At 36.8% G+C, this 20,145-nt stretch carries 18 protein-coding genes and 1 tRNA gene; 10 read left to right on the forward strand and 9 right to left on the reverse strand.

The genetic code is table 11. The features are described from left to right. Positions 1 to 8: 8 nt before the first annotated feature. From U736_RS12090 to U736_RS0100985, 3 genes are all read right to left on the reverse strand, one after another. On the reverse strand, positions 9 to 155 hold the full coding sequence (locus U736_RS12090; protein WP_155914951.1) for a hypothetical protein: 147 nt from the start codon (positions 153 to 155) through the stop codon (positions 9 to 11). Between the two features lie 260 nt (positions 156 to 415). Continuing rightward, a complete protein-coding gene (aroB, locus tag U736_RS0100980; protein WP_026500164.1) occupies positions 416 to 1,549 on the reverse strand; it encodes a 3-dehydroquinate synthase in 1,134 nt (377 codons plus the stop codon). Continuing rightward, the gene (locus U736_RS0100985; protein ID WP_026500165.1) at positions 1,524 to 2,156 is read right to left on the reverse strand and encodes a shikimate kinase; all 633 of its coding nucleotides are present in this window, start codon (positions 2,154 to 2,156) and stop codon (positions 1,524 to 1,526) included. Before U736_RS0100985 ends, aroB begins: the two co-directional genes overlap by 26 nt. Before the next feature lie 260 nt (positions 2,157 to 2,416). Between U736_RS0100985 and U736_RS0100995 the strand changes: the two genes are divergently transcribed. From U736_RS0100995 to U736_RS0101005, 3 genes are all read left to right on the forward strand, one after another. After that, positions 2,417 to 3,355 (forward strand): site-specific tyrosine recombinase XerD, encoded by a 939-nt coding sequence (locus tag U736_RS0100995; RefSeq protein ID WP_015857087.1) that lies wholly within the window; start codon positions 2,417 to 2,419, stop codon positions 3,353 to 3,355. Positions 3,356 to 3,433: 78 nt separating this feature from the next. Next, on the forward strand, positions 3,434 to 4,390 hold the full coding sequence (locus U736_RS0101000) for an acetyl-CoA carboxylase carboxyltransferase subunit alpha (RefSeq protein WP_015857086.1): 957 nt from the start codon (positions 3,434 to 3,436) through the stop codon (positions 4,388 to 4,390). 40 nt (positions 4,391 to 4,430) lie between these two features. Then, positions 4,431 to 5,180, forward strand: a complete 750-nt coding sequence (locus U736_RS0101005; protein ID WP_015857085.1) for a L,D-transpeptidase family protein — start codon at positions 4,431 to 4,433, stop codon at positions 5,178 to 5,180. 1,526 nt (positions 5,181 to 6,706) lie between these two features. On the opposite strand, the gene U736_RS0101010 is transcribed toward U736_RS0101005, so the two are convergent. The 3 genes from U736_RS0101010 to U736_RS0101020 all read right to left on the reverse strand — a co-directional run bounded on the left by U736_RS0101010 (position 6,707) and on the right by U736_RS0101020 (position 10,780). After that, positions 6,707 to 7,768, reverse strand: a complete 1,062-nt coding sequence (locus U736_RS0101010; protein ID WP_015857084.1) for a CobW family GTP-binding protein — start codon at positions 7,766 to 7,768, stop codon at positions 6,707 to 6,709. Between the two features lie 416 nt (positions 7,769 to 8,184). Further along, the gene (locus U736_RS0101015; RefSeq protein ID WP_015857083.1) at positions 8,185 to 9,276 is read right to left on the reverse strand and encodes a D-alanyl-D-alanine carboxypeptidase family protein; all 1,092 of its coding nucleotides are present in this window, start codon (positions 9,274 to 9,276) and stop codon (positions 8,185 to 8,187) included. A 706-nt stretch (positions 9,277 to 9,982) separates the two neighbouring features. Further along, on the reverse strand, positions 9,983 to 10,780 hold the full coding sequence (locus tag U736_RS0101020) for a lysophospholipid acyltransferase family protein (RefSeq protein WP_015857082.1): 798 nt from the start codon (positions 10,778 to 10,780) through the stop codon (positions 9,983 to 9,985). 129 nt (positions 10,781 to 10,909) lie between these two features. Here U736_RS0101020 and thiD point away from each other — a divergent pair, with 129 nt between their 5' ends. Next, on the forward strand, positions 10,910 to 11,764 hold the full coding sequence (thiD, locus tag U736_RS0101025; protein ID WP_015857081.1) for a bifunctional hydroxymethylpyrimidine kinase/phosphomethylpyrimidine kinase: 855 nt from the start codon (positions 10,910 to 10,912) through the stop codon (positions 11,762 to 11,764). 135 nt (positions 11,765 to 11,899) lie between these two features. Continuing rightward, positions 11,900 to 12,109, forward strand: coding sequence for a hypothetical protein (locus U736_RS0101030; protein WP_026500167.1), 210 nt, complete (start codon positions 11,900 to 11,902; stop codon positions 12,107 to 12,109). 975 nt (positions 12,110 to 13,084) lie between these two features. On the opposite strand, the gene U736_RS12635 is transcribed toward U736_RS0101030, so the two are convergent. Then, positions 13,085 to 13,567, reverse strand: coding sequence for a GNAT family N-acetyltransferase (locus tag U736_RS12635; RefSeq protein ID WP_244395829.1), 483 nt, complete (start codon positions 13,565 to 13,567; stop codon positions 13,085 to 13,087). A 124-nt stretch (positions 13,568 to 13,691) separates the two neighbouring features. On the opposite strand from U736_RS12635, the gene U736_RS12640 reads away from it, so the two are divergent. After that, on the forward strand, positions 13,692 to 13,871 hold the full coding sequence (locus U736_RS12640; RefSeq protein ID WP_026500169.1) for a hypothetical protein: 180 nt from the start codon (positions 13,692 to 13,694) through the stop codon (positions 13,869 to 13,871). Positions 13,872 to 14,360: 489 nt separating this feature from the next. On the opposite strand, the gene U736_RS0101045 is transcribed toward U736_RS12640, so the two are convergent. Continuing rightward, positions 14,361 to 14,435 (reverse strand) — tRNA-Gly (locus U736_RS0101045). Between the two features lie 185 nt (positions 14,436 to 14,620). Between U736_RS0101045 and U736_RS0101050 the strand changes: the two genes are divergently transcribed. Genes U736_RS0101050 through holA form a run of 4 tightly spaced genes read left to right on the forward strand, consistent with a single transcriptional unit; the run spans position 14,621 to position 18,385 of the window. Further along, entirely contained in the window at positions 14,621 to 15,598 is a 978-nt protein-coding gene (locus tag U736_RS0101050) for an ABC transporter substrate-binding protein (protein ID WP_015857080.1), read from the forward strand. 58 nt (positions 15,599 to 15,656) lie between these two features. Then, positions 15,657 to 16,553: an ABC transporter permease gene (locus tag U736_RS0101055; protein WP_015857079.1), complete on the forward strand. Its 897-nt coding sequence runs from the start codon at positions 15,657 to 15,659 to the stop codon at positions 16,551 to 16,553. Beyond that, positions 16,546 to 17,340: an ABC transporter ATP-binding protein gene (locus tag U736_RS0101060; protein ID WP_015857078.1), complete on the forward strand. Its 795-nt coding sequence runs from the start codon at positions 16,546 to 16,548 to the stop codon at positions 17,338 to 17,340. Before U736_RS0101055 ends, U736_RS0101060 begins: the two co-directional genes overlap by 8 nt. Positions 17,341 to 17,344: 4 nt before the next feature. Continuing rightward, a complete protein-coding gene (gene holA, locus U736_RS0101065; protein WP_015857077.1) occupies positions 17,345 to 18,385 on the forward strand; it encodes a DNA polymerase III subunit delta in 1,041 nt (346 codons plus the stop codon). A gap of 165 nt (positions 18,386 to 18,550) precedes the next feature. On the opposite strand, the gene U736_RS13000 is transcribed toward holA, so the two are convergent. Continuing rightward, positions 18,551 to 18,673 (reverse strand): hypothetical protein, encoded by a 123-nt coding sequence (locus U736_RS13000; RefSeq protein WP_274532011.1) that lies wholly within the window; start codon positions 18,671 to 18,673, stop codon positions 18,551 to 18,553. Between the last annotated feature and the right edge of the window lie 1,472 nt (positions 18,674 to 20,145).

Raw genomic sequence — 20,145 nt, forward strand, 5'->3', positions numbered from 1 at the left:
ATGCTTCCCTATATTCCTATATTGCGCACAAAGAATAATTTGATTGATACGATGGTGTCTACGGCAGGATTCGAACCTGCGACCCCAGGATTCATACCACTTCGATTTTCACCGCCAGCCTTATCGGCTGTTTGTGGTCTGGACTGTCTCTTCACCTTGAAGCTTTTGCTCTTTAGGTGCTGCCCGTTCAGTCTCTACACCTTTCTCTCATTTGAAGAGAGACTTGGCTCGGGATTGGCATATAGTCTCCCATGAAGCTTTCCCCGAATTTGAGCAGATTCACTTTGAGGATTTCTCCTCAAAATGCCCAATTTCTTTAGGAATCCTGTGCTCTATCCTACTGAGCTACGCAGACATCATCATACTTATTCCTTTAATAGAAGTATAAAAACGAATCAATTATATTCAATATGAATTAACGAATTTCTGCTAATTTTTGTTCCAGAAAAGTCAAAACTGCTTCCGGAGAGACATTTTTTGCAATAAATGATTGACCAAGTCCGCGTGTTAAGATGAAGGTCAAATTGTTTTTTGAGACTTTTTTATCTTGGGCAATGAGAGTCATTAAAGTTTCAGTATCTGGTAAGTTCCCTGGGATATCCTTTAATTGTGTAGGCAACCCTATAGATTTAAAGTGTGCTCCAATGCGTTGTGTAAGTGTGGGGCTTATCAAATTTAGTTGAGCAGAAAATTGATGCGCTAGAATCATTCCAATTGCTACAGCTTCACCGTGAATTAAACGCTTTGAGTTATAAGCCGTTGCTGTTTCAAGCATGTGTCCAAATGTATGGCCGAGATTTAAGAGCGCGCGCTCTCCTGTTTCTTGTTCGTCACGTGCTACAATGGCGGCTTTAAATTGGCATGAGCGGACAATGGCTTCTGTTCGCATAGGGCCATTAGAAAAGACTTCTTGTCCATTTTTTTCAAGCCACTCAAAAAAATCAGGCTGGTTAATGAGTCCATATTTAACCATTTCTGCGTAACCAGCACGAAATTCGCGCGGTGGTAGGGTATCAAGAAGACATGTGTCAGCAATAACGCATTGCGGTTGATAAAAAGTACCAATAAGATTTTTACCATATTGGCTATTGATTCCAGTTTTTCCACCAACGGAGGAATCAATTTGTGCAAGAAGCGTTGTGGGCATTTGAATGAAGTTCATACCACGGCGGATTATACTTGCCGCAAATCCTGCTAGATCGCCAATGACACCACCACCAAAAGCAATAACACAATCGCCTCTTTCTAAACGCGCAGCAAGAATTTGATCGATGACAACTTGCAGGGTTGAAAATGATTTTGATTGTTCTCCCGCTTCTACAATAATAGGGACAGTATGAATTTTATTTTTTGTTAACTCTGCTTGTAATATCTCCAAATGAAGAGAAGCAACATTTGTATCTGTAACAAGTGCCAAGCGCGTTGGATGAGGATCTTTTTTGTTAAGAGCATGTTTAATCTGTGAAGCAGCTTGGGCAATCAGACTCGGACCAATGATGATATCGTAACAGTGTTTGTCCAGTTTAACAGTGACGGTCTTTGTTTGCATGCTGGTTTTCCCTATTGTTAATTTCTGTGTATAGGTAGTGCTGTACAGATCGTATAACATTTTGTGCTACGGTATGACGGCTTTCTTTATGACTGTTAATTGTTAAGTTTGCCTTTGCATAGATAGGATAACGCTGTTCCATGAGTTTTTGCATGGTTTCTTTAGGATTGGCTGTTTGAAGCAGGGGGCGTGTTGGGTGCTTTGAGACACGTTGCATGAGGATATCAAGATCGACTTTTAGCCATATGGATATACCATTTTGGTGAATGGCTTTTCGGATATTTTCATTTATGTAGGCGCCACCACCTGTTGCTAAAACAAGGGGACTTTTTTTTATGAGGTTTAGAATAACACGCTGTTCAAGAGCACGAAATTCTGATTCACCATAAATTTCAAAGAGTTCAGTGATTGTCATTTGCGCAGCTTTTTCAATTTCTTGGTCAGAATCATAAAAGGGTAAACGGAGCATGGTGGCGACGCGTTTTCCGATCACTGATTTGCCTGCTCCCATAAGACCAACAAGGACAAGTGCTTTTTTATCAAGGGACGATAAGAGCTGATTCTTTATTTGTGTTATGGGGACGCGTTTTGGTCGATTGCTTTTCATAACGTTATTTCGGCATTTATCCATCTTAAAGTCAATTCCTGTTAATCTTTGTGAGGCATAATACGAGATAGAATATTTTTGGGTAGGTTATTATCTTATGCCAACATTGACCAGATTTTTGATGATTCTTTTCATTTTGCTTTCTGTTCTTTTCATTATAATGGGTGCTCTTGTGGTTTGGGTTGAACCAGTAACTGTGGATATGTACATCGATGTTCCCTTGGATTCATGGAATCTTTCTACGGAAGCGAATCAATAAAATGAAAAGTGGTGCTGTGATAGATCATTTTCTTGAGATGATGAGCGCGGAGAGAGGGGCTTCACCTCATACGCTTGCGGCTTATCAGCATGATTTGCAGTGGGCACAAGACGAATTGTCTTCACACTCTGTTTCGCTTTTTTCAGCACAAAAAGAAGATTTAATTGCCCTTTTGTCGCTTATGCATACTTTTGGTTTTGCGGCATCGTCGCAAGCGCGCCGTTTATCAACTTTACGTCAGTTTTATCAATTCCTTTATGCTGAAGGGTTGAGAGCAGATGATCCCTCTCATGATATTGATGCACCTCGTCAGGGGCGCCCTTTGCCCAAAATCATGAGTGAAGATGCAGTGATAAAATTGCTTGATTTAGCACAGTTAGAAGTCAATCAAGCAGATTATGGGTCTAAGGATTATCTGCGTGCATTGCGTCTTCAGCTATTGAGTGAAATGCTTTATGCAACAGGATTGCGTATTAGTGAATTGGTGAGTTTGCCTGTGCAGGCTGTTCGGGGGAAAGCATACAGCATTTTGGTTCGTGGTAAGGGCAAAAAAGAACGAATGGTGCTGTTATCAAAAAAAGCATATCAAGTTCTTTTGCAGTGGTTAAATTTACGTGATCAGGGAAAGGATGTCGCAAGTCCTTATCTTTTTCCTGCGAATTCCGAGACAGGATATATTGCTCGTCAAGTTGTTGCCCGGGAGTTGAAAAATCTCGCTAGAAGGGCAGGAATAGAAAGTGATAGCTTTTCTCCCCATGTGTTGCGCCATGCTTTTGCTAGTCATCTTTTGCAAAATGGTGCCGATTTGCGTGCAGTTCAACATTTGTTAGGTCACTCTGATATTGCTACCACTCAGATTTATACCCATGTGTTGGAAGAGGGACTTTATCGTTTAGTTAATGAGCATCATCCACTTGCCGATGAGCAAAAGGCTCGTTAAAGAAAAGGTGATGTTTTTGAAAAAGACTTTATAAAGCAAAATATAAGTGTATAAGTGACACTGAATGAGTTGGTACAAATGTATAATTATCTTGATTTTGAAAAACCAGTTGCTGATCTTGATGGGAAAATTCTTGAATTAAAAAAAATTTCTCAGGAAAAAGGCAGTCTTGATATGAGCGATGAGATTGTTCGTCTTGAAGCGCGTTCCCAAACAGCGTTGCGCGATATTTATAAAAAATTATCGCCGTGGCAAAAAACACAAGTCGCTCGTCATCCTGATCGTCCCCATTTTATGGACTATTCTAAACGCCTATTGAGTGATGTTACACCTTTGGCAGGAGATCGCAAGTTTGCTGAAGATGAGGCTATTCAAGCTGGGTTTGCACGCTTTAGGGGAGAAGCAGTTGCTTATATCGGTCAAGAGAAAGGTCACGATACGCAAACACGTTTGCGCTATAATTTTGGTTCTGCCCGCCCAGAAGGCTATCGTAAAGCTGTACGTATTATGGAAATGGCTGACCGCTTTGGTTTGCCACTCCTCACTTTTATTGATACAGCAGGTGCTTATCCTGGGGTAAGCGCTGAAGAACGTGGGCAAGCGGAAGCAATTGCTCAATCAACAGCTGCAACTTTGCGTTTGAAAGTTCCTGTGGTTTCCGTTGTTATTGGAGAAGGCGGTTCTGGAGGGGCGATAGCAATCGCGGCTGCCAACAAAGTTTATATGTTGGAGCACGCAATTTACTCTGTTATTTCACCAGAAGGAGCAGCTTCTATTTTATGGCGTGATCCAGCTCGTGCAAAAGATGCTGCAATGAATATGCGTATTACCGCTCAAGATTTATATCGCTTAAAGATTATTGATGGCATTATTTCGGAACCTTTAGGGGGAGCGCATCGTGGCAAAGAGATTGTCATTGATGCAACGGGTGATGTTATTTCAGAGGCTTTAAAAGTTATGGCTGGAAAAGATGGTGAAGCTCTTAAACAAGAGCGAAGGGAAAAATACCTTCAAATTGGTCGATCTCTAACATAGGTTATTTTTTGTGAGGGGTGTTGGATTGGAGTTTTATTCGATGACATTTAGCAGATTCCTCGCTGTGTGTGTGTTATTTGTAATGGGAATATTGGCGGCATGTGGGGGAAGATTGCCAGCTTCTATTCGTGCCAAAGTTGAGCAGCCGTTGCCACAAGAAATCCAGAACAGAATGGCTTTGTACGATATTGATCCTTATGCACCAATTGTAATGCGATTTTTCAAGGAAGAAAATCTTGCTGAAGTTTGGAAGCAATCTCGTTCAGGGCCTTTTATCTTGGTTGCTCGCTATGGCATTTGCAAATGGTCTGGTAAGCTTGGACCTAAATATAAAGAAGGGGATCTTCAGACACCAGAGGGTTTTTATACTATTAGTGCAAACCAAATGAATCCTTATTCAAAATATTATCTTTCTTTTAATATAGGATTTCCTAACCTTTATGATCAGGAAAATGGTCGTACAGGAAGCAATCTTATGGTGCACGGTTCTTGCTTTTCCGCAGGTTGTTATTCTATGAGTGATAAGAACATGGCTCAGATTTATGCGTTTGCACGGGATGCTTTTAAAGGAGGACAAAGAGAGTTTCAGTTGCAGGCTTTTCCTTTCCGCATGACCGAGGATAATATGTTACGTCATAGCAATGATCCTCATTATCAATTCTGGGTTATGCTTAAGAAAGGTTATGATTTTTTTGAAAAAAATCGTCAGCCTCCAACTGTTGAAGTTTATGGAAAACGTTACGTTTTTAATCGCGATATTGATAAAACTTCAGTTTCTCTATTGCAGTGAGTGTTATTGTATCCTGATGGACCATAGACACTATCACTTATAAATGGCGATACAGGATATGCAAAAACTTTACGCATAAGGTGTTTAAGTGAGTAGTCAGTCTTTTAAAGCCTAGAGTTTTTTCATAGAGTCTTATGTAAGTAAATCAGATGAAGTGGGAAGCCAAGAGGAACTTTCTCAAAGAAGTTGGATTGTTTGCACATCGGTACTAGTATAAATCTTCGTTTTTAGTGAAGAGTAAGTTAATATAAAAAATGTACTTCTCTTTTTATTTCTTTCATGCTGTAAAATATTATCGTGTCGTGCTATTATATAAGATACATTCACACATTTTAAAATGCGATATTGCCTCTGTATGATTTTGTTTTTTTTCTTAACAGGGATTTTGATTTCACTTAGCTGGAGTAAATATAGAGTTGAACAGAACATTTTAGAACCAAAAATTTATCCAATCGGTTTGTGAAATGAGTCACATGAAGTGGTTCGCAGATGAAGTGCATTTAGAGAGAAAACAATCTGATTACAGATTTATGGATATTAAAATTTTTATCATAACAATTTGATTTACAATGACAGTTTATTATCTTCAGTTTGAATTGATGGACTCAATATCATAAGATCCTTTTATCTTAAAATCTGTTTATAATGAATCAATCTAAACCATTTTTTGCACACCATAAAATTGGATTAGCATGTGAATAAAACTCTTAAAGAAAAGAGCACAGATAGTTTTCATGAGTACTCTAAAGTGCCAAGTTTTCTAAAACATTTTTAACTGGCAAGAGTATGAGGCTACCAGTTTGCATATTTATAGAGTAAAGATGGAGAATTTTGTATTATATTATTTATGGGTAGCGTCTTGAAATAGGAATGATGCGTATTGAGAGACGGTGTTTTTAAACGAGTGCGTGAATTCGCGATAAAATGATGTTCTATTTTGTGTGAGGGTGACTATTTTACAGATAAGGGTAATATGTTAGCGCTGGAGTGTTTTAATACGTAGTTATTTTGCGTCATGCGGTTTTGTAAGAGAGCTAAAAAGTTTCAATTGTGGTAGTCTATAGTGATTTTGCCGTCCAGTGAAAAGGTACGAATAATTTTATGGGAGGCATTATTGTTTAGAACGCATTGTTAAAAATGTGTATTTTCTTATTTTTTATTCCATTATGTGAATAAACTTGAATAGGAATGTTTATAGATTTATATCATATTGATTTATAAGGATATTTTTAGCATTATTCAACTTGAATTAGAATCTTGGATACCGTAGGATTCTCCCGTTTCAAAGTTTCTCCATGTTGAATCAATTAAAACCATTTGCTTGCGCATTACAAACGGGGATAGCCGCGGGGGTAAAGCTGTGCAAGAAAAGACTAAAACGCTTTTTATGAACCATCTAAAGTGCCAAGAGCTTGTTCGACATTGGGGATTAGCAAAGTGTGTGATGATGCCAGTTTGCTCCTTTAAAAGCATAAAGATGGTAGTACCAATGAATTTAATATTATATCATTGAAGGGGAGAAAAAATTAAAATTTTATTCCTGGAATGACCAGAGGATTTTCTAAGAGAGCTGTTTTGTCTGCAGTATCTATTGCTGGTTTATTAAAAAAAGCATTGAGGAGCTTTTGTATTGCTTCCTTTTCAACACCATCGGCAATGATGACAAAACGTGTTTGTTTTATTCCTTTTGGCCATGCTGGCAATCTTATGGGAGGATGAAAAAATGTTTGTACGCCATGTAATACAAGTGGGCGATAAGGGTCATCACGCAATGCGATAATTGCTTTAATACGTAATAATTTTGTACCATAACGCTCTTGTAGGAGATCTAAAAAAGCTTCAATTGTGGCGGAATCAACAGGACCCTCACAGTTGAGTGAAAAGGTACGAATGGTTTTATGGGGGGTATGATCATGTGGGGTAGTCGTAAGATTTTGTTTAAGTTTTGTATTTTCTACTTTTTCATCCCATAATGTGTTATTTATTAACAGATTTGAACAAAAATCTTCAGAATGGGCGTCAATGATTTGTGCTGTAGGATTAATCGTTTTAAGTGTGTTAAGGAGCGTATCTGAAGGTGTTTGTTGGGCCATAAGGTCTGTTTTGGTGAGAATAATTTTATCAGCAAATATTAATTGTTTATATATTTCAGGATAGCGCTCACATATGGAAAGTGTGCTTAATGTATCAAATGTTGCAAGAACAGCATTTATGGACAATGTTTGAATAAATAACGGGTGGCTTAAAAGTATTTGTAAAATAGGGGCGGGATCAGCCATCCCTGTGGTTTCAATGATAATATGATGGAGTTGTTTGATCTGTCCTGTCTGAACGCGATTTATTAAATCAATTAATGTGTCTATGAGATCACTGCGTAAATTGCAGCATAAGCAGCCATTGGCAAGCTCAATAATTCCCTCTGTCGTTTTTTCAACTAGAAGGTGGTCAATACTGATTTCGCCGAATTCATTGATGATAACAGCACATTCTGTTAAAAGAGGGTCTTGTAGCATACGGTTGAGCAAAGTTGTTTTGCCAGAGCCTAAAAAACCAGTAATAAGCGTGAGAGGGATGCGCTTTATTTTCATGTTAATCATCAACCGTGGTTTTGTTTTAAAAAAACATATTTCAGTACGTTTAACCAATTTATAATGGTGTCCGTGAGGGATATAATGGTTAATACCCTATGAAATCCATTGTACCACTATCTTTACGCTTATAAAGGTAGGTGTATGCAGGGTATATCATACACTTTTTTAGCGTCAATGTTATGATAATTCTTGGTTCTTGAAAGAACTTATAGGAGGAATTTTTATTCCTTGTTTTAATTATTTTATCTACATGTTCATCTACCTCGTGACGTGCAAGAGACAGGTTTTTATTGATTCAACAAATACAGATTTGAAATGAGAGAATCTTACAACATTTGTGGTTCTAACATAAGATACAAAATAATTAATTATCATTATAAATCAAAGTATTATAATTAATCGTAGATTATGATTTATGGCTTTTTTATAGAATGGTTTGCGCGTCTTTTATACGAACTATAGGGCTTTCTTAGTGGCTTTACTGTTATTTTAGGTGTTTTTGGCGTACGAATGAGGTGTACTGGTAAAGGATGAGAAAAAGGAGGTGGAGCAGTGATAAAAGGTGAGGTGAGAATAATATTTCCTTGATCATCATATGAATTTGCATGCATTTTTATGGCTTCAGGTGTGCATGTTTGTTGTCTCATATTGTTGGCTTGTGTTATATTTCTCCCATAAGGTTTTAATGTTGCTAGTGTTAATTGGGGTCTTCCTTGGTGCAAAAATCCTGTTTCAAGAAGTTGTGCAGCTTTTTCTTCTCTTTCAGTTATGTTGTTAGCACCTAGAATGACAGTAATAATTGTACGTTTATTGCGGGTGGCTGAGGCAACAAGATTAAAACCAGAGGCACAAATAAAGCCTGTTTTCATACCGTCTATTCCATAAAAACGGCCAATGAGGTTGTTTGAGTTATGCTGGATTTTTCGATTATTACCAAAATCAATGGCTGGAATAGAAAAATAATGAGCATATTGTGGAAATTCTCGACGTATTTGAACGGCTAAAAGAGCAATATCGCGCGCTGTGGAGTAGTTTTGAGGGTCTGGTAAACCACTTGCGTTCGCAAAATGCGTTCCAAACATGCCTAAACGTTTAGCTTCGCTATTCATTTTACGTACAAAATTTTTCTGTGAACCTGCAACAGCTTCACTCATGGCAATGGCTAAATCATTGGTAGATTTAACCATGGTGATACTTAAGGCTGTATCAAGTGTGAGTACAGAACCAGCTTTATAGCCTGAACGATATGAGGGAGCTTTTGCGGCGTATTCGCTGATGGTGATATGTTTGTTTGGTGAAATTTCCCCTCGGCTCATGGCACGAAAAATAACATAAGCGGTCATTAATTTTGTCAAGGAAGCAGGATACCAACGCTCAAAAGCTTGATTATGTTTTAAGATATGCCCCGTTGTAACATCAACAGAAATAAAAGGCTGCGCTAGAGCAATAGCGCTGAATAAACTCAAAATCACAGAAAAAAATAAATTATAGAAGAGACGTTGCATTAATTTAAATCTAGTTCCTTCTTATTCGTTATTTAGAATTGTTTTAATGTAACACACAAAGCTTTTAAGTCTAGGTTAGGAAGAAAAGATGGTTAATTGCTGTATCCGTTGTGTCTCGGAGATAAAAACCAATACTCATTTTTATTTTCCCCTTGAATTTGGTTTGATGACTTACAGTATCTCAAGAAATACTTTTTAAATAATGAAGATTGTACAAGATTTCAGGTTCTTGGGGGATTGATATTTCTCAGGAAGGAACGAATCGGCATAATCATACATTTTTCTTGTCCTCCTGTTAGGACAGCCCTTGGCACTTGAGAGGGGTCGTAAAAAGCATTTTAATCTTTTCTTGTATCGTTTTATTCACACAGATATCTCTGCTTGTAATGTGCAAGCAAAAGATTCTAATTGATTCAAAATGGAATAGATTTGAAATGAGAGAATCTTACGGTATTTCGGGGTCTCATTCAAGTTGAATAACGATAAAATATCCTTATAAATCAATATGATTTATGTTATTTAAACGATTTTAAAGAGAGGAAGAGTTCTTTCTCAAAAAAATTCACACATCAATCATTTCTTGTAATGTACATGTGTTTTATAATTTTGAATTAGAAAGTTTGAAGTATCTTTCTTATATTTTTGTTCCATATACTCTTCTCAATATACAAAGTGATGCATTATTCTGATCAATCAATACATTGTTTCATGATGAATGATTTAGTTTTTGAAGTTTCTGAACAGCGTATGGTGGCATAGGAGGAGGGGTAGGATCTTGAGCTGCTAAGAGAAGCAGTTCATCACATGCTTTTTCAGTTTTTTGGACAAGTTGATCTAGAAAATCACGTTTGCTTAAACCAGCTTCTATCGGGGGAAGAATACGGACACGAATTGTTCCGGGATAGCGGCGAAAATTATTGCGTGGCCAATATAAACCCGCATTGTGTGCAATAGGCACAACTTGAAGCCCTAATTCATTATAGAGCGCGACAATTCCTGACTTATAATCTGGTTCTTGACCGGGTTGTCGGCGTGTTCCTTCGGGAAAAATCAAGATTTGGCGCCCTTGTTTTACTTTCTCTTTTGCTTTTTGTATAACCATTTTTAAGGCTTTGATGGGCGTTGTACGGTTAATGGGGATAATTTGTGTTTTTGCCATATACCAGCCAAACAATGGAATCCACATCAATTCACGTTTTAAAATGAGAGTAGGATCATCTAAATAGGGAACAAGACTGAAAGTTTCCCAAGCCGATTGATGCTTTGGAGCAATGATATAGGCTCCTTTGGGAAGATTTTCTAAACCTTCAATCTCATAACTTGTACCTGCGATGTATTTTTGCAAAAAGAGTGTAACGCGCGCCCATGTTTTAGGGACAATCCATGCCTTTTTGCGGGGCATTAAAAAATAAACGGGAGCGTAAAGAATCATTTGTATGAAAGTTGTTGTATAAAAAGCGAACGTAAAAAGAATAGAACGAAGGATAAGCACTACATTTTCCATTTTATATCTATAAGAAGACTTCGTATATAATATAATTCATATGAGAAAACATCTTCTTTATGTTTTTTCAAGCATCTATTTTTTCGGTAACTCATTTTCCGATATTTAAAAACAGAAGGAAAGAGGTTGATGGAATTACAAAAAGATAAACTTTTTATTCCACGGATTTTATCTATTGCGGGAACAGATCCTTCTGGTGGCGCTGGAATGCAGGCGGATTTGAAGGTTTTTTCAGCTATGAAAACTTATGGTATGAGTGTGGTTACAGCTGTTGTTGCACAAAATACTCAGGGTGTGCGTTCTTTTCAGGCATTAGATGCTTCTTTTGTTGCAGATCAAATTGATTCTGTTTTTGAGGATATTCATGTTGATGCCGTTAAAATTGGTATGGTTGCAAATGCTCAGATTGCACAGGTTATTGCAGAACGTCTTGCTTATCATAAAGCGCGTTCCATTGTTTTTGATCCGGTTATGGTTGCAAAAAGTGGTGATGTTCTTTTAAAGTCTGATGCAATTGAAATTATGCGTGATGTTCTTGTGCCGATGTCAACTTTAATCACGCCAAATTTGCCTGAAGCTGCACTGTTATTGGGAGATGAAGTGCAATGGTCTTTAGAGACTATGTATCAATATGCTCCACGACTCTTGGCGCTAGGGTGTCATGCAGTTTTGTTAAAAGGGGGACATTTGAATACGCTTACCAAGAATAGTACAGAAAATTACGATTATTCTAGTCCAGATCTTTATTGTGATTGTGAAAACCTTGTTATACTTGAAGCTTCTCGTCTTTCAACCACTCATGATCATGGGACAGGGTGTACTATTTCTGCCGCTATTGCAGCTCTGTTACCTACCCAATCTTTAAATTGCGCTGTTAAACAAGCAAAAGATTATTTGCATGGCGCTTTAACTGCCTCAAATGCTTTAAAAGTAGGGAAAGGGCGAGGACCGCTTCATCATTTTTATGCATTATGGAAAGATTAATACAATAATTGATTGTGAAAAATCTTCACTCTATGAATTTGTTTCGTTATTATATGCTACTTTGGACTTATGACTGATAAGTGTTAGCGCATTGTAGCCTAACAGTTATTTTGTATTAAGAAGGATGAGAAAAAAATGCTACAATTCATTCTTTTTATATATTTTTTACGATTAATCTATCCTGTTTTAGAGGCAATTTTGAGTATAAAAAAAGAGAGCAAAGAATTGTCAAATCAGAATTTGATAGCAAAAAGAGTAGAGGGAAAGACTTTTTACAAGACTATATTAAAGCTGGCTGATCCCACTATATTTGCTGTTTCTTACATTGGTGGCAAAACAGGATGAGCCAAAATCGTTATAAAAATTATTGAATATATCTAACATTTACAGAGTTTTTGTCGGCATGGGTAGGGTTTTCTAAATGGAAATTGATACGTAACGTCATTATCCTTTTTTTATGGAACTGCTTTATGGAATTATTGGCGTTTCAGATGAGCAGCCATGAGGAGTTTCAACATTTAATACAGCAAGATCTAGAAACTTTTACGGATTTAGAGTGGGCTTTAAGGTTTTTATATTTATAGTGATTTAGTTCTAGCGAGAAGGTAGTCGATTGTACAATCGGAGTTTCAATAGACCTGTAGCGTGTAGTCTAATCTTTTCAAACTTGAATTTTTATTCTGTCATTTAATGGATTTCATCATTAAGTATTTAAACTGATCTGATTTTATTGGTGCGCTATGACTGTTCAACACCTTGTTTTACGTTGATTGAAGTTATGTTCCTCACGTAAAATAGTATGCTTCAAGTAGAATGCACTTATATTGTTAATTCACATGTTTATTTTAAAGAGATTTCTCATCATCAACTGTGATATAAAAAAAGAAACAATATACATAAAGGACCTTTAAAAGGGTTTTGATGCTCCTTTGATTATTGTTAAAGCGAAGATTTTTTCTATTAATTGACTAACAGACTAACCATCTAAAAAACTGTGATGCAACTGTAGTTTTAAATATTTGCTTTCGAGTTTTTTATAATTATCAGTAACAGACAGTAAATTATCAATCATATCAAATAAAATTTTCACTTGTTCAACTTAGATCTGTGATAGATATCTTTTTTAAGACAATGATCCTGAAAATTATAAAAGTAAGAAAATTTGAGTGAGTCATTTGAAACAATTATATTTGTAATAACTTTTTAGCTTTTCACTATCAGTATTAAAGGAGATTGGCTAAAATTTCTTGGTTGTATAGATTGGTTTTCTGTATTTGAGTTTTACTGAAAATAATAAGTTCGCTTATCGATGAAAAGAATTCATCGCTCAATGATCATGTGTTTATTGGAATAAACTTTAAATTCACCAAAGTTTATAAAACCCAATTTTTTATAAATGCCAATTCCCTCGTGAGATGCTTGCATACCAATAACATGACATTTCTTTCTTTTTAAATGCTCAATAGCAATTTTTGTCATGAATGTCCCAACACCTCTTTTCTGAAAATCTGGATTGGTGACAATATCATACACTCCACTAACTCCATCTGCTTTAATACAAAAACATATTGCTACAGGATTATTATTTATGTAACCAACGAACATCTCTACATCGGGACCTTTTTTATAACAACGGCCTATTGTTTCATAAAATATAACCGCTTCTTCATCAAAAGGCTCGAAGACTGATGCCATAACATTTCCGTAATCTCTAACATCTTGAAGTGATTCAACTTCCTTGATTTTGAAATTATCTGGCGTAGAAGTAACATGTGAGTCTATATTTTGTGCTAAAGCTGCCATTCCTACCTCTGTTTCAACATGCTCTAAACCAATAGATAAGAGAACTTCATCAACTTTATAATGAGACGAATGAGGTCCAACCCACTAAGTTAAAGGTAGTTTTTGTGCATTAAAGGAATGGATTATGGATTTTGCTTGGTCTGCAGGTATAGTTTCTTGTAAACTTTTAGCAGAGACAATATTGAATGTGTCTGAAGCAAATGTTGAATTAACAGAAGATACTCCATTTGGAAAATCAACAACCTTCATTTTAGGGCATGATTTTGGTAAAAAACGTACCTTTGAGCAAAAATTATTCATCTAATGATAAGCCAATTTTTGATTTGTTTAACATTTGTTTTTCTTGTCATTATTCATCATTTTAAATTGATCTTTTAATACTAGGGCTATAAAAAATTCGTCAATTCAAAAGTAATCCCAAATTCTTTTATATAAGCTTCCATAACCTGCTAAGGTCGTAAAAGATCTGCCGCCAATAGTGAAAAATTATTCTCGGGATTGCAAGAAATAAAGTTATTGTTGCCAAATAACGTCATGAACCAATGGGAATTGTCCATCTCGCTTTTCAAGCTTATTTTACACGGCTTTAACGATCTAATAGACAACGGTAACCTTCCAGAAAAAATCCGTCTAAGTTAAAAATTGTTATCTTATGATCTAAGCCCCCAATCCAATAGATGCTTCACAAGGAATTACGAATTAAAAAAAACTTTGAAAAAATAAATTGGCACAAAACCTAGTGGAAAAATATACAAAACCCGCTGGCAAGCTACAGAATAAATACAAAATTCAATGGAGCGGGCGATGGGATTCGAACCCACGACCCCAACCTTGGCAAGGTTGTGCTCTACCCCTGAGCTACACCCGCTGACCGATTCGATATATATCTTGCCTGTATGGCGTAGGCTTCTACGAATTGCAACAAAAAAATATCATTTTAGTTTGATTTATTTTGTACATGTTTTAATAAATTGAAATAAAGATTGATTTTAGAAGATTCTTCAGTAATAGATTGTTCCTTCTTTAATTTTGCATAGAGAGGGGTGGAGTATAATGTTGAAGAGAATAAAAATATTAGGGATTATCATTGCAGCTGTTTTTATGATGAACAGTGTTGCAAAAGCGGATGACCAAGTTAAACGCATTAAAGTTGCAATTACACAGATTATGGTCCATCCTGCTGCGGATACCGTTCGTAAAGGTGTGGAAGATGTTCTTGCAGAAAATGGCTATAAGCAAGGTGAAAATTTTCAACTTACCTTTTTATCAGCGCAAGGCAATATTTCAACAGCAACGCAAATTGCACGTAAATTTGTTGGTGATAAACCTGATGTTATTGTAGCGATTACCACGCCTTCAGCACAAACAATGCTTGCGGCGACAAAAACAATTCCTATCGTCTTTGCTGCGATTTCTGATCCTATTGGAGCTAAAATCGTTTCTTCGCTTACCAAACCTGGCGGTAATATGACGGGAAGTTCTGATCGTATAGATGTTGCAGAAAGTGTTAAACTTTTACAAGAAGTAAAACCAGATTTGAAAAAACTCGGTTATCTTTATAATGCTTCTGAAGCAAATTCTGTTTCAACACTTAAGGTGTTAAAGGATGTGGCAAAAAAAGTTGGAATTGAAGTCATTCCTTCATCGGCACCAAAACCTTCTGATGTTCAGGCGGCAACGCGGGCTTTAATTGGTAAAGTGGATGTTATTTTTATTCCCGCTGATAATACGGTTCTTTCTGTTTTAGAAGGAGCAGCAAAAGTTACACAGGAAGCAAATGTTCCTGTATTTACTGTCGATTCTAATTCTATTGGACGCGGTCCTTTTATGACGCAGGGCGTAAATTTTTATGATGTAGGGGTTGAAGCTGGGAAATTGGTTGTGCGTATTCTAAAGGGTGAAAAGCCTGGTGATATTGATGTTGTGCAGGCGGCTAGTAATGACATTCGAATTGATATGAAAGCAGCAGAAAAAGCGGGGATTGTTATTCCGCAGGCAGTTATTGATCGTGCGACAAAAGTGATTCAATAACTTTGATAGGATGTTGATACAATAAAATACGTTAAGTTTTCATGGGGATTGTCTTTACATGAATATATTTGCGTTTTCTGGCGCTGTGGAATTGGGTCTTATTTATGCGTTTGTGGCTATAGGGGTTTATCTCTCTTTTCGCGTTTTGGACTTTCCTGATTTAACAGTTGATGGCTCATTTCTTCTTGGGTCTTGTGTCTGTGGTGTCTTGATTCTTTTAGGTTTTAACGCATGGACAGCTATGGCATGTGCTTTTTGTGCAGGCATGGTAGCTGGTTTATTAACAGCTATGTTGAATTTGCGTTTTGGTATTTTGAATCTTTTGGCTTCCATTTTAACAATGTCAGCGCTCTATACGGTTAATCTTCGTATTATGGGAATTATGGGAGGATCTAATGTTAATTTAGCGCTTGCTGATACGGCGTTAACGCCCTTTTATAATCTGTTTGGCTTGTCTGATATTTTTGTGCGTCCTCTTTTCATTGGTACTGTATTGCTGGTTGTAGCGTTTTTGATTTGGCGTTTTTTGGAAAGTGAAATAGGTCTTGCTATGCGTGCAATGGGAGCTAATCCACGGATGGCTACAGCTCAAGGGGTTCATACGTCGGCGCTAATTTATTTTGGTATGGGGCTTTCAAATGCCTGTGTTGCACTTGGTGGTTCTCTTTATATTCAAACTGCAATTGCAACGGATATTACCGGTGGAATTGGAACAATTGTTTTTGGGTTGGCAGCTGTGATTATCGGTGAAACTTTGTTTCGTACGCGTAATATTTTTTGGATTATAATCAGCTGTATTGTGGGGTCTGTGCTTTATCGTGTGGCGGTGCAATTTGCATTTGAGGCAAATGGAATTGGTATTGATACGTCGACAGATCTTCAGTTGATTACTTCACTGTTGGTTATTTTAACCCTTATTGTGCCACGTTATTGGAGGAGGCGTAAACGTGATTGAGTTTTCTCATGTTGGGGTTACATTTAAACCGCAAACACCTTTGGAAAAACAGGCTTTGATTGATATTAACCTTAAAATTGATCAGGGTAGTTTTGTTACGGTTATCGGTTCAAATGGCGCTGGTAAATCAACCTTGCTCAGTGTTTTAGCGGGGGCAACGCTTCCCTCAACAGGGAAAGTGGTTATCAATGGGCAAAATGTTTCTAGACAATCAGTCAGTGAACGCGCTGGAAAGGTTGCTTGTGTTTTTCAAGATTCTTTGATAGGCAGTTGCGGTTCTTTAACAATTGAAGAAAATTTGGCTCTTGCTGCTCTTCGAGGAAGTCGTCGTGGTTTGCGTTCGGCTTTAAACCATGAGAAACGGCAATTTTTTCGAGAAAAAATTGCTCAATTAGGCATTGGTCTTGAAGCATATATTCATAATCCTATGGACAGTTTATCCGGTGGGCAACGCCAAGCTGTTTGCCTTGTGATGGCAACATTAGCCCATGCGGATGTTTTATTGCTTGATGAACATACCTCAGCGCTTGATCCTGGAATGGCTGATTTTGTGATGCGGTTGACTGAAAAAATCGTTGAAGAGAAAAAATTAACGACTATCATGGTGACTCATTCTATGCGTCAGGCTCTTGATTATGGCGATCGCACCTTGATGTTGCATGGTGGAAAAGTGATTTTGGATGTCTGTCATGAAGAACGTAAGGGCTTGGATGTCAATGATTTAATTGGCATGTTTCAGAAAGTTCGCGGGGAAGTTCTTGATGATGATGAACTGTTAATGGATTAATAATGTGGCTCAGAAAAAAGCACATGAAGTTGATCAGTTTTTAACGCGTTTTTCACGTGCTTTTCCTATTGTTCTCATTTATGGGCCAGATCGTGGTCTTATTTGTGAGCGTGCACAATGTTTTGCAAAACTTACACAGGTAGCAATAGAAGATCCATTTTCGACAATTCGTTTGGATGCTGCTGAAATTGATAAAGATCCTGCACGTTTGGAAAATGAAGCGCGTACGTTATCGCTTTTTGGGGGAGATCGTTTGATATGGATCTCTAATGCTGCTAACCAAAAAGGTTTTCTTGCTGCCTTGAAAATTTTAATTGAGAAGCCACCAGAGTCCTGTTTTATTCTTATTGAATCAGGGGACTTAAAAAAAGGAACAGGGTTGCGCAATGTTGTTGAAACGTCATCAAAAGCAATGGCTTTGCCCTGTTTTGCGGATGATATGCGTTCTCTTGACGGTTTGATTGATGAGGTTTTAGGGCAGTTTAAAAAGACTCTTTCTTTGGATGCACGTAGATGGTTGCATGAAAGTTTAGGGGCGGATCGCCTTATATCACGAGGTGAATTAGAAAAGCTTTGTCTTTACGCTGCAAATGTTCATATTACTCTTGAAGATGTGAAAGCTATTGTAAGCGATGTCAGTGCTCTTTCTCAAGATGAAGTTATTGATGCTCTTTTATTGGGCGATATATCAGGCTTTGAAGCGCATTTTAACCGACATGCAGCATTGCATGGGGCGCTTTTTTTCATTTTGAGTGCAGCACAAAGGCATTTTCAGCAATTACAGCTATTGCGTTATCAGGTAGAAGTTGAAGGAAAATCGCCTTTTACGGTGGTTTCTCAAGCACGGCCTCCCATTTTTTTTCAACGGAAAAAGACAGTTGAACAAGCTTTAAAATATTGGAAGTTAGAACAGATTTCCTACGCAATGGAAAGAATTCAGGGTGCTGTTTTAGACAGTCGTAAAAATCCACTTTTGGGTGAAGCTATCATTCGTCAAGTTTTGTTAGGGCTCACAATTATTGCACGACGCCAGATGGCAGCTTAACAGTTTAAAAATATGATGATTTTTTATTTTTAGTACGCCACAGAGGTATTTTCAGCAATTAAAACTTTTGTGTTAACAAGTAGAAGTTAGTTGTAGTTTTGAAGAGCTTGAAAGTTTTATAGAAATTTTTCTTCAGAAAAATTATTTATCTTCGAAAGGCAGTTTTTAAACCGTTTTATTATCTTGTTGTGCCGTAAAACACTGTTGGTTCGTGATATAGAGCTCAGGTAAAATTTTACGCATTCGGTGTTTTTGTGTGAGTATGTGGTGAATATTAGGCTGGTTCATAGCGCCTTAATGGGGTAACACCCCTCATGCAAAACAGAGCACCTCAAACAACAGAAGACACTTGTATGATAAATTCATACGCTTTCTTAGAAATATTTTTCAATGCGCGTCATATCTATTTCGCGACGGCGTTTGTGAATGGTATAACGGCAAAGTTCTCCGTGAAGAATATAAAATCCATAGAGCATCTCTATCTTTACGCTTAATAAAAGTGCAAGCCAGAGCACTATCATATATTTGTCTAGTCTCTAATTTGCTACAGTTTTTGGCATTAGAGAGTGTTTTTCATCATTTTTTTCTCACATGCCTTCTTGTGACGTGCAGACAAGAGATTTTAATTGATAAGAGGATTTGTGATGGAAGAATTTTACCGTATTTGAAGTTATGATTCAAATTCAAAAACAATTATTATATTTATAAATCAATATATTATAGATTAATTGAATCACTTAAAATAGTGAATTAGTGGAATCTTTTAGACAAGAAAATGAATTGTTTGCAGATCGGTATGAATTAAGAATCTTCGTGGGATGAGGAGAAAGTCAAAATAGATTATGATGAAAACAACAGTACCTATGGGGAGACTTTTATGTTTGAGACAGAGATGATTATCTTAGCAATGAATGTGTCTCATAAACAGAGCAAGTCATTGTTTATTATTAGTAATTCATTATTTTTCATATTGAGTCAATCAAAACGATGTCTTTTGCACGTCATAAGTGGGGGCGTGTGGATAAAAACTGTGCAAGAAAGCACTAAAAATGCCTCTTAGGAATGCTCTCAAATTCCAAGGGTTTTTGCAACATTGGGGGTAGGCAAATATAATGATAGTGTTTTATTAAGTGTGAAGAGGGTCGTGCTTAATGGATTTATAGTTATAACATTTACAAACACTGTCGTGAGATAGGCTGGGGAGAGAGATGTCTTTTTAAAACAAACGCATGAATTTGTAATCCAAACCTATTCTGTTTGGGGCGTTCTATTTTATGTGAGGGTTGTGATTCCATTAAAGGGATGTTTGGTGTTTTTGTTATCAAACTTTTTCTTTATTGAGAGGGCGTGTTTTTCTCGTATTTGTTTGATTTACGGTATCAGGAGTCGGGAGAGGAAAATGTTTTTAATGGTATTTTTTGTATGCGTTATTTTACGGTGTTTTCAATATTCATAAAACTTGTGTTGATGTTGTAGGTGGAGGCGTAATACATTCCTATATAGGTCTGATGTACAAATTAATGAACGTATTGGGATAATTGGGAAAGAGTTGGTGTCTGCTTACGCTTTTGATGCGTTTTTTATGAGTAAATTAGTAAGATAAAGTAAACTGATGAGATTTTATGTAGAGTCGTTGTTATCATAATTGAGAGTGCATTTATATTTTGTTTCAGTGATGTGCTTTGATTAGTAATTAAGTGGGAGTTTTAGAGCGTGATGTTAGATTTCTCGTCATTTATTTTTTATGTGTTTTCTAGGTA

The organism is Bartonella grahamii ATCC 700132 (assembly GCF_000518085.1).
GTDB lineage: Bacteria > Pseudomonadota > Alphaproteobacteria > Rhizobiales > Rhizobiaceae > Bartonella > Bartonella grahamii.

Bases quoted from the DNA above. Each gene is read 5' to 3' on its own strand.
- aroB (WP_026500164.1), bottom strand. From the start codon at position 1,549: ATGCAAACAAAGACCGTCACTGTTAAACTGGACAAACACTGTTACGAT.
- U736_RS0100985 (WP_026500165.1), bottom strand. From the start codon at position 2,156: ATGAAAAGCAATCGACCAAAACGCGTCCCCATAACACAAATAAAGAAT.
- U736_RS0100995 (WP_015857087.1), top strand. From the start codon at position 2,417: ATGAAAAGTGGTGCTGTGATAGATCATTTTCTTGAGATGATGAGCGCG.
- U736_RS0101000 (WP_015857086.1), top strand. From the start codon at position 3,434: ATGTATAATTATCTTGATTTTGAAAAACCAGTTGCTGATCTTGATGGG.
- U736_RS0101005 (WP_015857085.1), top strand. From the start codon at position 4,431: ATGACATTTAGCAGATTCCTCGCTGTGTGTGTGTTATTTGTAATGGGA.
- U736_RS0101010 (WP_015857084.1), bottom strand. From the start codon at position 7,768: ATGAAAATAAAGCGCATCCCTCTCACGCTTATTACTGGTTTTTTAGGC.
- U736_RS0101015 (WP_015857083.1), bottom strand. From the start codon at position 9,276: ATGCAACGTCTCTTCTATAATTTATTTTTTTCTGTGATTTTGAGTTTA.
- U736_RS0101020 (WP_015857082.1), bottom strand. From the start codon at position 10,780: ATGGAAAATGTAGTGCTTATCCTTCGTTCTATTCTTTTTACGTTCGCT.
- thiD (WP_015857081.1), top strand. From the start codon at position 10,910: ATGGAATTACAAAAAGATAAACTTTTTATTCCACGGATTTTATCTATT.
- U736_RS0101030 (WP_026500167.1), top strand. From the start codon at position 11,900: ATGCTACAATTCATTCTTTTTATATATTTTTTACGATTAATCTATCCT.
- U736_RS12635 (WP_244395829.1), bottom strand. From the start codon at position 13,567: ATGGCAGCTTTAGCACAAAATATAGACTCACATGTTACTTCTACGCCA.
- U736_RS12640 (WP_026500169.1), top strand. From the start codon at position 13,692: ATGGATTTTGCTTGGTCTGCAGGTATAGTTTCTTGTAAACTTTTAGCA.
- U736_RS0101050 (WP_015857080.1), top strand. From the start codon at position 14,621: ATGTTGAAGAGAATAAAAATATTAGGGATTATCATTGCAGCTGTTTTT.
- U736_RS0101055 (WP_015857079.1), top strand. From the start codon at position 15,657: ATGAATATATTTGCGTTTTCTGGCGCTGTGGAATTGGGTCTTATTTAT.
- U736_RS13000 (WP_274532011.1), bottom strand. From the start codon at position 18,673: ATGAACCAGCCTAATATTCACCACATACTCACACAAAAACACCGAATG.